This is a genomic window from Phytohabitans rumicis (genome assembly GCF_011764445.1).
Classification (GTDB): Bacteria; Actinomycetota; Actinomycetes; order Mycobacteriales; family Micromonosporaceae; genus Phytohabitans; species Phytohabitans rumicis.
Genome location: NZ_BLPG01000001.1, coordinates 9,250,112 through 9,262,850, shown reverse-complemented (window position 1 = coordinate 9,262,850; position 12,739 = coordinate 9,250,112). Strand labels below are relative to the sequence as shown.

General features: G+C 70.4%; 10 protein-coding genes and 2 pseudogenes. 5 read left to right on the top strand and 7 right to left on the bottom strand.

Annotation, left to right across the window (positions count from 1 at the left end):
- Positions 1 to 2: 2 nt before the first annotated feature.
- Complete coding sequence (locus tag Prum_RS42010) at positions 3 to 1,244, bottom strand: multidrug effflux MFS transporter (protein ID WP_173082785.1); 1,242 nt, start codon at positions 1,242 to 1,244, stop codon at positions 3 to 5.
- 61 nt (positions 1,245 to 1,305) lie between these two features.
- On the opposite strand from Prum_RS42010, the gene Prum_RS42005 reads away from it, so the two are divergent.
- Positions 1,306 to 1,752, top strand: a complete 447-nt coding sequence (locus Prum_RS42005) for a MarR family winged helix-turn-helix transcriptional regulator (protein WP_173082784.1) — start codon at positions 1,306 to 1,308, stop codon at positions 1,750 to 1,752.
- 2 nt (positions 1,753 to 1,754) lie between these two features.
- On the top strand, positions 1,755 to 2,048 hold the full coding sequence (locus Prum_RS42000) for a hypothetical protein (RefSeq protein WP_173082783.1): 294 nt from the start codon (positions 1,755 to 1,757) through the stop codon (positions 2,046 to 2,048).
- 19 nt (positions 2,049 to 2,067) lie between these two features.
- Here Prum_RS42000 and Prum_RS41995 read toward each other — a convergent pair whose 3' ends face one another.
- From Prum_RS41995 to Prum_RS41985, 4 genes are all read right to left on the bottom strand, one after another.
- The gene (locus tag Prum_RS41995) at positions 2,068 to 4,695 is read right to left on the bottom strand and encodes a beta-galactosidase (RefSeq protein WP_218577620.1); all 2,628 of its coding nucleotides are present in this window, start codon (positions 4,693 to 4,695) and stop codon (positions 2,068 to 2,070) included.
- Positions 4,692 to 5,567 carry a carbohydrate ABC transporter permease gene (locus tag Prum_RS50245; RefSeq protein ID WP_218577619.1) on the bottom strand — a complete coding sequence of 292 codons (876 nt, stop codon included), beginning with the start codon at positions 5,565 to 5,567 and terminating at the stop codon, positions 4,692 to 4,694. The genes Prum_RS41995 and Prum_RS50245 overlap by 4 nt, the downstream gene beginning before the upstream one ends.
- The gene (locus Prum_RS41990; RefSeq protein ID WP_173082779.1) at positions 5,564 to 6,535 is read right to left on the bottom strand and encodes a carbohydrate ABC transporter permease; all 972 of its coding nucleotides are present in this window, start codon (positions 6,533 to 6,535) and stop codon (positions 5,564 to 5,566) included. The genes Prum_RS50245 and Prum_RS41990 overlap by 4 nt, the downstream gene beginning before the upstream one ends.
- Before the next feature lie 109 nt (positions 6,536 to 6,644).
- On the bottom strand, positions 6,645 to 7,946 hold the full coding sequence (locus Prum_RS41985) for an ABC transporter substrate-binding protein (protein ID WP_173082777.1): 1,302 nt from the start codon (positions 7,944 to 7,946) through the stop codon (positions 6,645 to 6,647).
- 154 nt (positions 7,947 to 8,100) lie between these two features.
- On the opposite strand from Prum_RS41985, the pseudogene Prum_RS52880 reads away from it, so the two are divergent.
- Both Prum_RS52880 and Prum_RS52875 read left to right on the top strand, forming a co-directional pair.
- Positions 8,101 to 8,988, top strand: a pseudogene (locus Prum_RS52880) (cellulase family glycosylhydrolase); the annotation flags it as partial.
- Between the two features lie 230 nt (positions 8,989 to 9,218).
- On the top strand, positions 9,219 to 9,587 hold the full coding sequence (locus Prum_RS52875; protein ID WP_246278459.1) for a ricin-type beta-trefoil lectin domain protein: 369 nt from the start codon (positions 9,219 to 9,221) through the stop codon (positions 9,585 to 9,587).
- 90 nt (positions 9,588 to 9,677) lie between these two features.
- Here Prum_RS52875 and Prum_RS55495 read toward each other — a convergent pair whose 3' ends face one another.
- On the bottom strand, positions 9,678 to 9,953 hold the full coding sequence (locus tag Prum_RS55495) for a hypothetical protein (protein ID WP_371871424.1): 276 nt from the start codon (positions 9,951 to 9,953) through the stop codon (positions 9,678 to 9,680).
- On the opposite strand from Prum_RS55495, the pseudogene ppk2 reads away from it, so the two are divergent.
- Positions 9,837 to 10,411 (top strand): annotated as a pseudogene (ppk2, locus tag Prum_RS52865) (polyphosphate kinase 2); the annotation flags it as partial. The gene Prum_RS55495 and the pseudogene ppk2 overlap by 117 nt on opposite strands.
- Before the next feature lie 165 nt (positions 10,412 to 10,576).
- On the opposite strand, the gene Prum_RS41970 reads toward ppk2, so the two are convergent.
- On the bottom strand, positions 10,577 to 12,670 hold the full coding sequence (locus tag Prum_RS41970; protein ID WP_218577618.1) for an MMPL family transporter: 2,094 nt from the start codon (positions 12,668 to 12,670) through the stop codon (positions 10,577 to 10,579).
- Positions 12,671 to 12,739 lie beyond the last annotated feature (69 nt).

Here is a 12,739-nt window from a genome sequence, read left to right as displayed (position 1 = left end):
AGTCACCCTACGCCCAGGGACCGCGCTCCACGGGTCAGCACGGCAACGGTCGTCAGCGACAGCCCGGCCGCCGCTGTGATGATCAACGCCATGGGTACGGCGCTGCCGGTGCCGGCGAGGCCCACCAGCGGGGCGGCGAGGGCGCCCACGGTGGACTGTGCCGCGCCCAGGACGGCCGCCGCGGTGCCGGCGTGGCGGCTGTGCCGGTCGAGGGCGAGCGCGACGCCGTTGGGCATGACCATGCCCATGGTGCCCACGAAGACGAACAGCGCCACCACGACCGTGACGAGGCTGCCGATGGCGGCCCCGGCGAGCAGCGCCAGGGCCGCGCCCAGCCCGACGGCGAGCGTCGCCCGCAGCAGGGTACGCGGCGGGTACCGGTCCAGCAGGCGGGCGTTGAGCTGCCCGACCGCGACGAGGCCGACCGCATTGACGCCGAACAGCAGGCTGAACACCCCGGCGGGCAGGGCGAAGACGTCCTGGAAGACGAACGACGACCCGGAGATGTACGCGAACAGACCGGCGTACGCGAGGGACTGCGCCAGCGCGTACCCGATGAAATAGCGGTCGGCGACCAGCCGGCGGACGGCGCCCAGCGTCGTCGCGAGGCCGCCGGTGCTGCGCCGCTCGGCGGGCAGCGTCTCCGGCAGGCGCCAGGCCACGGCGGCGGCCAGGACCGCGCCGATCACGGCGAGCGCGACGAAGACGCCCCGCCACGACGTGAACCGCAGCAGCAGGCTCCCCAGGCTCGGCCCGGCGATCGGGGCCAGCCCGAAGACCAGCGTCAGCCGGGAGAAGTACCGCGCCGCAGCGCCGCCGGAGTACAGGTCGCGCACGATGGCCCGAGCGACCACGACGCCGACGCCGCCGGCGAGGCCCTGGACCAGGCGCAGCGCGACCAGCGCGCTGGCCGACGGCGCGAACGCGCACAGCAGGGACGCGAGCGCGTACGCGGCCACACCCGCGACGACCGGCCGGCGGCGACCCCAGCGGTCGCTGAGCGGGCCGGTCACGAGTTGGCCCAGGGCCAGGCCGATCAGGCACGCGGTGAGCGAGAGCTGCACCTCCGCGTCGGGCACCGCGAAACCGTCCGCGATCTGCGGAAACGCCGGCAGGTACAGGTCCATCGACAGCGGACCGACCGCGGTGAGCGCGCCGAGGAGGACGAGCAGCGCGCCACCGCCGCCGCGCCGGGCGGGCGTCGGCGGCCGGAGAGCGGTAGCTTGCTGCGTCAGTACGGCCACAAGCCGACGATAGCTCTGTACTCAGATATATTGCACTGTGAAGCACATTACGGGGACCGCGATGGACAACGACGAGACGGCAGAGGAACTGAGCTTCGTGCTCGGCCGGTTCCACCAGGTGCTGCGCCGCGCCGCCGTACACCGGGCCGGGCGGGAGATGCTGCCCAACGCCCAGGTCGAGCTGCTGCGCCTGGTCGAGCAGCGGCCCGGCGTCAGCGTCAAGGAGGCCGCCGAGGCGCTGCGGATGGCGGCCAACACGGTGAGCACCCTGGTCGGGGACCTGGTGGACGCCGGGCTGCTGGCCCGCACGCGGGCGCCCGAGGACCGGCGCTCCGTGCGCCTCGACCTGACCGAGGCGGCCCGCGAGCGCCTGGCCGCGTACGCCACCCACCGGCGCGCCCTGGTCGCCGACGCCCTCGCCCAACTCGACGCGGACGCCCGCCGCGACCTGGCCCGGGCCACCCCGCACCTGCGCCGCCTGGCGGACCTCGTCGCGGGAGAGGACTGACCATGGACGCCAACTCGGTCCGCGGCTCCGTCAACGCGGTGCCGTACGGCATCGACTTCGCGGCCGACCTGGGCGACGACACCGTACGGCGGTTGGCCGACAGCATGATCCATCAGCGGCACTTCCCCCGCCCCGCCGCGCAGTACGCCGAGGCGGTCAAGGCCGTCCTCGCCGCGGGCCAAATCCCGCCGCAGTCCCTGGCGATGAGCACGCGGTACCCGGAGGCGGAGTTGCTCGACTTCCTGCGCCGCCTCGACCGCCACCTGGACGAGCTGCGACCCTGGCCCGAGCCCTAGGGCCGCCCACGGCGACTTGTCAGTGGGGTTGCTGGAGGCGGACGGTGCGTAGGACAGGGGTCGCCGGGCCGGCGGTGCCCCGTACCAGCAGGGTCAGTCGGGTTCCGGCCGCAGTCCAGGCGGCCGGGATCCACAGCGCGTCCGCGTCGCCGCCGGAGAAGCGGGGCCGCTGCGGGTCGGCCAGCCACACCCGGCCGAGGCACTCGCCGCCGGCCCATCCGGTCGCGCGCAACTGCGCGCCGTCGAGCCGTACCAGCCAGCCCGCGCCGGACGACGGGAGGTCCAGGTCCAGCCAGACCTCCTCGCCGGCCGCCAGGGCGAGCGGCAGCGCGACCTGCTCCCCCACCGGCTGGGCGTCGTCGGCGTACGCGGTCAGCGCGCTGTCGTCCTGGACGGCGCAGGACCAGCCGGTCACCGGGCGCAGGCTGAGCAGTTCGGCCCGCACGGGCGCGCCGCTGGGGTTGTGCGACGTCGTCAGCGACACCTGGCGGGTGCCGGACGGCAGCAGCAGCCAGGGGTCCTCCGGGTGGACGGTCACCGGTGCGCCGGCGTCGACCGCGACCCGCACCGGTTCGGCCAGCCCGGCCAGGTGCAGGGCCGACACGCGGTCCGGATCGGGGTCCAGCGCGCGGGTGTACGTGACCGGCACGCCGACCCGGGTGCTGCTCCAGCCGCCCAGTGTGCGGGTCGGCGCGGGCTCGCCGGCCCACTGGTCGGCGCCGTCCACGGTCCAGAGGGCGGACAGGTCACGCGCCGCCTCGACCGTCCACAGTGTACCGAGGCCGCGCAGTCCGCCGAGGTGCAGGGCGGGCAGGCGGGCGTCGTCGAAGTTCGCGTGTCCCCAGATCTCCACGGTGGCCCGAATCTCGGTGGCACCGCTCTCGAGTCCGCTTGGTACGTCGCGCACGTCGATCCGCTCGGTGGCGCCGAAGCGGGCGATCGTCGGCAGCGCCCGGCCCGCGATCGACAGGTCCACCAGATCGGCGGCGCCGACCAGGAGCAGCTCGTCGACGCCGGTCAGGTCCGTGGTGCTCGCGTACGTCCCGCGGCCGCGGTAGACGCCGAGCGACTCCAGCGCCGGCGGCAGGTCGTGCGCGTCGCCGGCCGGCATGGCCGAAGCGGCGCCCGGCCGCCGCCGGGCGATGGTCACCTCGGTCGCCAGTCCCGGCGACCGCGGGGACGGCGGGGTGGCCACGTCCACGCTGCCGTCGGCGTGCAGGGCGGTGAGCCGGGCCGCCTGGGGCGGCGGCAACACCACCACAGAAAGCCCGGAGGCCTCCACAGTGGACCCGACCGCGACGACCACCGGTGGGTGTCCATCCAGGACAACCGTCACGGGTACGTCGGAGGCGAAGGCCAGGGCCAGCCGCCCGCCCTCGGCCGCGACGGCCACCAGGTCGGCGGAGGCCAGGCTCAGCGTCCGGTCGACGCCCCACGGGTGCAGCGGCAGGTCGAGCAGCAGCAGCGGGCTCGCGTCGGCCGGGACGGCGACGGACACGCCGCCCACCGTGGCGGTCCCCGGCGTGGTGCCGAGGTTCGGCAGCGCCAGCACCTGGCCGCCGCCGTCGAGGTCCAGCGCCGCTGGCGACGTACTCGTGGGGAAGTCCGTGGTGACGGCGTGCCGCGACCCGCCCGTCGTCGCCCGGGCCAGCCGCGGACCCAGCGCGCCCACGACGCGCGCCAGCACCTGCGCCTCGACGAACTCCGCCCGCTCGGCCCCGGTCGACGAGACGTACCCGCCGAAGTCGTAGCCGTGGCTCATCAGGTTGCCGGGTGCGCCCCAGTTGCCGGTGGACGGCGTGTAGCCGAAGTTCCAGCCGGAGGATTGGAGGTAGGGCGCGATCAGCGAGGCGCCGCTGGCCAGCAGCCGCCGCAGCGTGCGGTGCCGGCGGTTGGTCTCGGTGATAAGCAGCGGCAGGCCGCGCTCGGCCAGCAGGTGCGCGTACCGCCGCACCTCGGCCTCGATGTGCGGCGAGTCGTCGTCGGGGTAGAAGTTGCACGCCGGCACGACGCCGGCCACGTCTCCCGTCGCCCCGGTCAGGTCGCCCTGGCCCGAGCAGGCGATGAGGGGAACGGTGATGCCGTGCTCGATCGCGTGGTCGCGCAGGGCGGTCAGGTAGCCGGCGCGATCGGCGCAGTCGAAGAAGTCGAGCTCGTTCTCCACCTGCACCATGATCACCGAGCCACCATTGTGGAGCTGGCGGGCCGCCAGCAGCGGCAGCACCTGGTCGAACCAGCGGCGCACCTCGGCGAGAAAGCGCGGCTCGTTCTGCCGCACCCGCAGCTGCGGGTCCAGGCCGAGCCACGCCGGCAGCGCGCCGCCGTCCCACTCCGAGCAGATGTACGGGCCGGGGCGCGCGATGACGTACAGGCCGGCCTCGTGGGCGAGGTCGAGGAAGGCGGCGACGTCGTGCCGGCCGTCGAAGGACCACCGGCCGGGCGCGGTCTCGTGGAAGTTCCACGGCAGGTAGACGTCGACGCAGGTGTACCCGGAGGCGCGCACCTGCGCCAGCCGGGCCGCCCACTCCTCGCGCGGCAGCCGGAAGTAGAACAGCGAGGCGCAGAGCAGCAGCCGCGGCTGGCCGTCGATCCGGACGCCGCCGGCGTCGAGCTCGACGCCACTGTCCACGATGGTTTGTACCGTCACTTGACCCCTGCGCTTCCGCCGCTGATGTCCATTTCGTACAGGTACCGCTGACCCAGGTAGTACACGATGATCATGGGTAGCGTGAGCAGGATCGAGCCGACCATCACCAGGTTCCACGGCGGCGCCTGCATGGCCGCCGAGGTGCTGCTGATGTACTGGATACCGAGCGCCAGCGGCATCTTCGTCTCGTCGTTCAGGTAGATCAGCGGGCCCATGAAGTCACCCCAGGTGTACGTCAGGGTGAAGATGCCGATCGCGATGAGCGCCGGCATCAGCATCGGCAGCATGATCCGGCGGTAGACGCCGAAGAAGCCGAGCCCGTCGATCATGGCCGCCTCGTCGATCTCCCGCGGCAGCCGGGAGACGAACTGCCGAATCAGGAAGACGTTGAACCCGTTGGAGAAGAAGTTCGGGATGATCAGCGGCAGGTACGTGTTGATCCAGCCGAGCTCCTTGAAGAGGATGAACTGCGGGATCATCGTGATCTGCGTCGGGATCATCATAGTCGCGATGACCACCAGGAACAGGCCGTTCTTGCCCGGTGCGCGCAGCCGCGCGAACGCGTACCCGATGAGCCCGCTGGACAGCATCTGGCCGAGCACCGAGAAGACCGAGATGACGACGGAGTTCAGCAGGAAGCGGCCCATCGGCAGGCTGGTGTCGAAGACCCGGGTGAAGTTCTCCCAGTGAAACTCGCGCGGGATGATCGTGAACGTGTTCGCGTTCACCGTCTGGTCCGACGACAGCGCGATCGACACGACCAGCACCAGCGGCACGCACAGCAGCGCCGACACGATCATCAGCGTCGCGTACGTGAAGGGCGTGGCCCGGAACGCGCGAAGGGTGCGCGTGGTCGTAGCGGTCGTGGTCACTTGACCTCCGTCTCGTAGAACACCCACCGGCGCGCGGTCCGGAAGGCGATGAGCGTGAAGCCGAGGATCACGACGAACAGCAGCCAGGAGATCGCCGAGGCGTACCCCATGTGGTAGAAGGCGAACGCCTGGTCGAACAGGTACGGCACCATCGTCTGGCTGGCGTCCTCGGGTGCCTGCGTGCGGCCCCGGGTCAGCACGTACACCTGGGAGAAGACCTGGAACGCGCCGATCAGGCCCATCACCAGGTTGAAGAAGATGATCGGGGTGAGCTGCGGGACGGTGATGCTCCAGAACTGCCGGATCGAACCGGCGCCGTCCACTTCGGCCGCCTCGTACAGCTCGCGCGGGATGCCCTTCATCGCCGCGAGCAGCAGGACGGTGGCGCTACCGACGCCCCACACCGACAGCAGGATCAGCGACGGCTTGACCCAGACCGGGTCGAGCAGCCACGACGGGCCGGAGATGCCGACGAGGCCGAGCAGGTCGTTGACCGCGCCCGACGGCGCCAGCACCATCTTGAAAACCATCGCCGCGGCCACCAGCGGCACCAGCGTCGGCAGGTAGATGAGCGTGCGGAACAGCTTGCGCGCGCGGACGTGCTTGTTGAGCAGGTTGGCCAGCCAGAGCCCCAGCAGCAGGCCGAGCGGCACGGAGACCGCCGCGTAGTAGACCGTGTTCCAGAGCGAACTCCAGAAGACCGGGTCCTCGGTCAGCAGCTGGCGATAGTTGTCCAGCCCGACCCAGTTGGGCGCGGTGAACGAGTCCCAGTCGGTCAGCGAGAGGTAGATCGAGGCGATCATCGGGCCGAACAGGAACACCAGGAAGCCGATGATCCACGGCGAGGCGAACAGGTAGAACCAGAGCGCCTCCTTGCGCCGGCGGCTGCGTAGCCCGCCCAGACGCGACACAGGCCGCTCCGGGGCGGCACCGGCGCGGGCCGGTGCCGCCTCCGCGAGGTCGGTCATGCGCCGCCTCCCGCAGCCGCCACAAAGCGGAGCGACTGGCGGCTACAGGGAGGCTCAAAAGGCGCATGACCCGCGCGAGCGGAGCGAGCGCAAGCCAGTTCGGTCATCGCTACCCCGCAGGCTTGATGATGGTTTCGAGCCGCTTCTGGACGGCGTTCAGCGCCGTCCGGGCGTCCTCCTTGCCGAGCCAGACGTTGTTGAGGCCGTTCTCGAACGCCTTCTGCATCTCGTTCCACTCGGGGATGAACGGCGCCCGGTAGATGAACGAGCTCGACTCGCCGAATACGTCCATGTCGACCGGCTTGGTCATCCACGTCGGCTTGAGGAACGCGTCGCTCTTCTGCACGTCGAGGTTCGCCGGCACGTCCTGGCCGGTCTCGATGATGAGGTTCTGCGCCTCCGGCGAGCTCAGGAACTCGATCGCCTTGATGGCCGCCTCCGGGCTCTTCGACGTGCGGGAGATGGCCAGCCCGCTGCCGAAGGCCGTCACGGCCTGCTGCTTGCCGCGCCACAACGGCGCGACCCCCCAGTCCACATCGGACTTGAGGAGCCCGCTGATCCCCCAGAACCCGGTGGCGTTGACGGCCACCTTCCCGTTCGCGAACGCCTGGTCGCCGCCGACGTCGGTGCCCATGTCCGCGTACTGCTTCTGGGTCGGCACCACGCCGTGCTTGTGGGTCAGGTCGGCGACCCACTGCACCGCCTCGACCACCGCGTCGCTGTTCGCGGTCGGGCGGCCGCTGTCGTCGATGATCTTGCCGCCGTTCTGGTACGCCAGGCTCCACCACTGGGCCCACCAGCCGGCACCGGCGAAGCCCCACTGCTTGCCGGCGACGGTGAGCTCCTTGAACGAGGACAGCGCGGTGTCCCAGGTCCAGTCCGCCGTGGGCGGCTGGACGCCGGCCTTGGAGAACAGCGTCTTGTTGTAGTAGACGATCATCGCGCCGGAGCGGTCCGGGACCGCGTAGACCTTGTCCTTGTACGAGTACAGCGAGCCGACCGGGCCGAAGCGCTGCGCCAGGTCGATGCCGGCGCCCTTGGCCAGGTCGTCCAGCGGCAGGAGCTGGTTCTTGCTGGAGTAGACGTTGACGTTCTCGGCGACCTGCATGATGTCCGGGCCGCTTCCGCCCGCGATCATCGTCTGCACCTTCTGCTCGTACGTCTCGCTCGGGATGAGCTGCAGCGTTATCGAGATCTCCGGGTACTTCTTGACCAGCAGGTCGATGCGCTTCTGGTACGCGACCTTGTCGGTGTCGCCGCCCCAGACCGTCATGACCAGCTTGCCGCCACTCTTGCCGGAGCCGCTGTCGCCGTCGCTGTCCGAACCGCACGCGGTCAGCGTGATGATGCCCGCCGCCACACTCATGCCGAGGAATCCCCGGCGGGTGAACTGGATCTTGTCGGTGGTCATCGCGCTGTGCCTCCGGATGTTGGGGGAAGGTTTCCGGCCCGTTAAGTGATCACGAAGCCTAGGTACCCGCCAACCCTTCGTCAAGGGGAAAGAATAAGCTCCTTAAGAACCGGTAACGAAGTGGTAACAAGGGCTTGTGGGCAGCTCACAGGCCATGACACGGTGCCATCCCCCGCGAACCGTCCCTGGAGACCACATGCTCAAGGACCTGATCAGACCCAGAACGCCCCTGACCCGCGCATTGACCGCCGGATTCGGCGCGGCGGTGCTCCTGCTCGTGCTCCAACCCATGGCGTACGGCGCCACCGCGTCGCGGCCCGGCACCAGCGACTTCCGCGGCGTCAACTGGGCGGATCCGCGCGACAACTACGCCAGCGACCCGGTGGTGCCCAGCGGCCTGTCGCTGACCGACGACTACCGCACCGTCTACCGCACCACCCAGCGCATGGTGGCCGGCTTCCGGCAGAACCTGGGCGCCAACACGCTGCGACTACCGATCAACCCGGCCAGCGTGGGCACCACCTGGTGGAAGTCGTACAAGGCGACCATCGACGCGGCCACCCAGAGCGGTGACAAGGTCATCGTCAGCTACTGGGAGGCCAACACCAGCAAGGACGGCTTCGTCGACGACGACGCCGCCTGGACCGCGATGTGGGACACGGTGGTGAAGGAGTACAAGCGCAACCCCCGCGTCTACTTCGAGCCCATGAACGAGCCCCACGGCTACACCCTGGACCAGTGGGTGTCCGTCACCTCCGGATGGCTGGCCCGGCACAAGGACGTACCGCGCGGCCGCGTCGTGATCAGCGGGACCGGCTACAACGACAACGTCACCGGCGTCGGCGCCGCCCCACAGCTGCGCGGAACGCTGCTGTCCCTGCACTTCTACGGCTTCTGGGCGAACGACACCACGGTCGAGGCGTGGACCGCCAACCTGCTTCCCCGGATCGGCGACTACGCCAGCCGGACCATCATCGACGAGGCCGGCTCCCCGATGACGATCGGCCTGAACTACGGGGCCCGCGACGGCAACGTGTCCACCGCGTACTTCGCCACCGTGACCAACACCGCGCGGGCCCTGCGGATGGGCCTGGTGTACTGGCCGGGGCTGCGCTTCGGCGACTCGTACTCGATCGAATCCCTGACCGCGGACGGCAAGCTGGTCGACAACAGCGCCACCGGCGTCGCCCGGCTGCGCTGGGGCTACGGCTTCGGAAAGACCGAACCCGTCAACGACCTGCCGCCCGCGCCCCCGGCGAGCCCCTGCGCGGGGTGGGCTCCGGCCGCTGCGTGGACGTGCCCGGCTTCAGCACGACCAGCGGCACGCAACTCGACCTCTGGGACTGCAACGGCGGCGGCAACCAGTCCTGGAACTGGGCCGCGAACAAGCAGGTGCAGATCTACGGCACCAAGTGCATGACCGTGGGCGGCACCGGGACGACGGCCGGAGATCCGGTGGTCATCGCCGACTGCACCGGCGCCGCGGCCCAGCAGTGGGACCTCAACGCGGACCAGACGGTCACCAGCGTCGCCAACCCGGCGCTCTGCCTGGACGCCTCGGGCGGCGGCACCGGCAACGGCACCGCGGTCGACGTCTGGTACTGCAACGGCGGCACACACCAGGCGTGGACCAGAGGCTGATGGCCGTGCGGTGAACTTCGGTCGACGGCCTCGCCACCACGGCACTCCGCGCCTTAGCGTGTCGGCATGGTCGACGTGAACGAATCGCTGCTAGAACGCCTGGGCGACTACCGGGTCGTCGACGATGACGACGACGACCCGGTACTGGTCGGCCACGACGGCCAGCCGGTCGACACCTGGCGGGAGGGCTACCCGTACCCGGAGCGGATGAGCCGCGACGACTACGAACGGGACAAGCGCCTGCTGCAGATCGAGCTGCTCAAGCTGCAGAACTGGGTCAAGGCCACCGGTGCCCGGCTGGTGGTCCTCTTCGAAGGGCGCGACGCCGCGGGCAAGGGCGGCACCATCAAGCGGTTCATGGAGCACCTCAACCCCGCGGCGCCCGCGTCGTCGCGCTGGAGAAACCCAGCGAGCGCGAGGCCGCCCAGTGGTACTTCCAGCGGTACGTCGCCCACCTGCCCGCGGCCGGTGAGATCGTCCTGTTCGACCGGTCCTGGTACAACCGCGCCGGCGTGGAACGCGTCATGGGCTACTGCACCCGCACCGAGTACCTGGAGTTCATGCGACAGGCGCCCGAACTGGAGCAGATGCTGGTGCGTTCGGGCATCCATCTGGTCAAGTTCTGGTTCTCGGTGTCCCGCCGCGAGCAGCAGACGCGCTTCGTCATCCGGCAGGTCGACCCGGTCCGCCAGTGGAAGCTCTCCCCCACCGACCTGGCCTCGCTGGACCGGTGGGACGACTACACCGAGGCCAAGGAGGCGATGTTCTTCTACACCGACACGGCCGACGCGCCCTGGACGGTCATCAAGAGCAACGACAAGAAACGGGCCCGGGTCAACGCGATGCGCCACGTACTGAACCTGTTCCCGTACCACAACAAGGACGCCGACCTGGTCGGCGCACCGGACCCGCAGCTGGTCGGCAGCGCCGCGCAGATCTTCGAGACCGACGAACGACCGACCAGGCCATTCCCCAGCTGTAGCCGGCCGTCACGTGCCCGCCAGAGCGGGTTCGCGGGCGGACTCGCCCGCCGGCGGCGGATCGTCGTGCTGCTTGAACAGCTTGCTGGGCCACCACATCCATCGACCCACGTCCAGGGTCAGCGCGGTGACCAGCACCGAGCGGACGATCATGGTGTCCAGCAGCACACCGAACGCCACCGTGAACCCGAGCTGCGCCGCGAACACCAGCGGCAGCGAGCCCAGCGCCGCGAACGTCCCGGCCAGCACCAGACCCGCCGAGGTGATCACGCCGCCGGTGGCGGACAGGCCGGTCAGCGCGCCGCGCCGGGTGCCATATCGCAGCGCCTCCTCCCGTACCCGGGTGACCAGGAAGATGTTGTAGTCGATGCCCAGGGCGACCAGGAACACGAACGCCAGCAGCGGGAAGGCGGCGTCCGCACCGGCGAAGTGGAACACGTGGTTGAACACCAGGCTGCTCACGCCCAGGGCCGCGCCGAACGACAGCACCACCGTCGCCATGAGCAGCAGCGGTGCGACGATCGCCCGCAGCAGCAGGGCGAGGATCAGGAAGACCACGACGAGCACGATCGGGATGATCACCTTGGAGTCGCGGGCGGCCGCCCGCTGTATGTCGAGGGTGATCGCCGTGCTGCCGCCGAGCCGGGCATCCGCGCTGTCGATCTCGTGGACCGCGGTCCTGGCCCGCTCGACGGTACGCATCGCGGCCTTGCTGCTGGGCGCGTCCGCGAGCGTGGCGAGAATGAATGCCTCGCCGTCCTTGATCACCGGCGGCGCGACGTCGGCGACCCCTGGGACGCCGGACAGCACGGTCTTCACCCGCTCCGCCGAGGCGGCCTTGGCCACGACATAGATGGGGTCACCCGACCCGGCCGGGAAGTGCCGGGCCTGGATCTCCTCGCCGACCACCGTCGCCGGCTTGCTGGTGAACTGGTCCCTGCTGGAGATCCCGTCGGCCTTGAGCCCGAACACCCCGACCGCCATCACGCCGAGGACGAGCGCGGCGCCGATCCACACGATCCGCGGCCGGCCGGAGACGGCGGCGCCGACCCGGGTCCAGATGCCCTCCTTGGTCGACCCGGTCGACCCGTACGACGGCCGCACCGGCCAGAAGATCCAGCGGCCGCAGATGACCAGCAGGGCCGGCATCAGGGTGACCATGGCCAGCAGCCCGACGAGGATGCCGACGGCGCAGGCCGGCCCGAGCCCCTTGGTGGAGTTGAGGGTGGCCAGCAGCAGCATCAGCAGGCTGACCGCGACGGTCGCGGCGCTGGCGACGATCGCGGGACCGGAGCGGTGCAGGGCCACCGCCATCGCCTCGTGCCGGTCCTCGTGCCGCCGCAGTTCCTCCCGGTACCGCGAGGTGAGCAGGAGCGCGTAGTCGGTGGCGGCACCGAACACCAGCACGGTCAGGATGAAGCTGGTCTGCGCGTTGACGGTGAGCCCGGCGTGCTTCGCCAGCAGATAGATCACCGCTTCCGACATGACCAAGGCGCCGCCCGCGGTCAGCAGCGGCAACAGGGGCAGCAACGGGCTGCGGTAGGTGAACAGCAGGATGACGACCACCACCAACGCGGTGATCATCCCCAGGGCGCCTCCTCCGCCGAACGCCTTCATCGAGTCGGACGCGTAACCGGCCGGCCCGGTGACGTGGAAGCCGAGACCGTTGGCGTTCCGTTCGCCGATCTTGTTCATCTCGTCCACGGCCTTGCGGATCCCCCTCCAGCCCTCTGTGCCGGAGTGCACCTGGACCACGGTCTGGATGGCCTTGCCGTCCTGGGCCTTCGCCGGGCCCTGCGGCTGCCCCACGACGTCCTTGATGCCCGTGAACGCGTCGGCGTCGGCCTGGGCCTTGGCCAGGTCGGCGGAGGTGACGCCCGCCGGCCGGTCGTAGATCACGATCGCGGGCAGGGTCTCGGCGGGCTGGAACTTCTTGGCCTGCTCGACGACCTCGGTCGCCTCCGCGTTACCGGGCAGCCAGGCCGAACTGTCGTTCTTCTCCACGTCGCCGAGCTTGCCGGCGAACATGAAGGCCGGGACCAGCATGGCGATCCAGAGGGCCGCGATGACCCATTTCGCCACCCTGCCGCTGGGCAAGGACATCGCTTTTCGCATCGTGTCGCGCATCGGGGTGCCTCCTGTCGCGGTTAGCCCCCGAAGAGCGATCCAGGC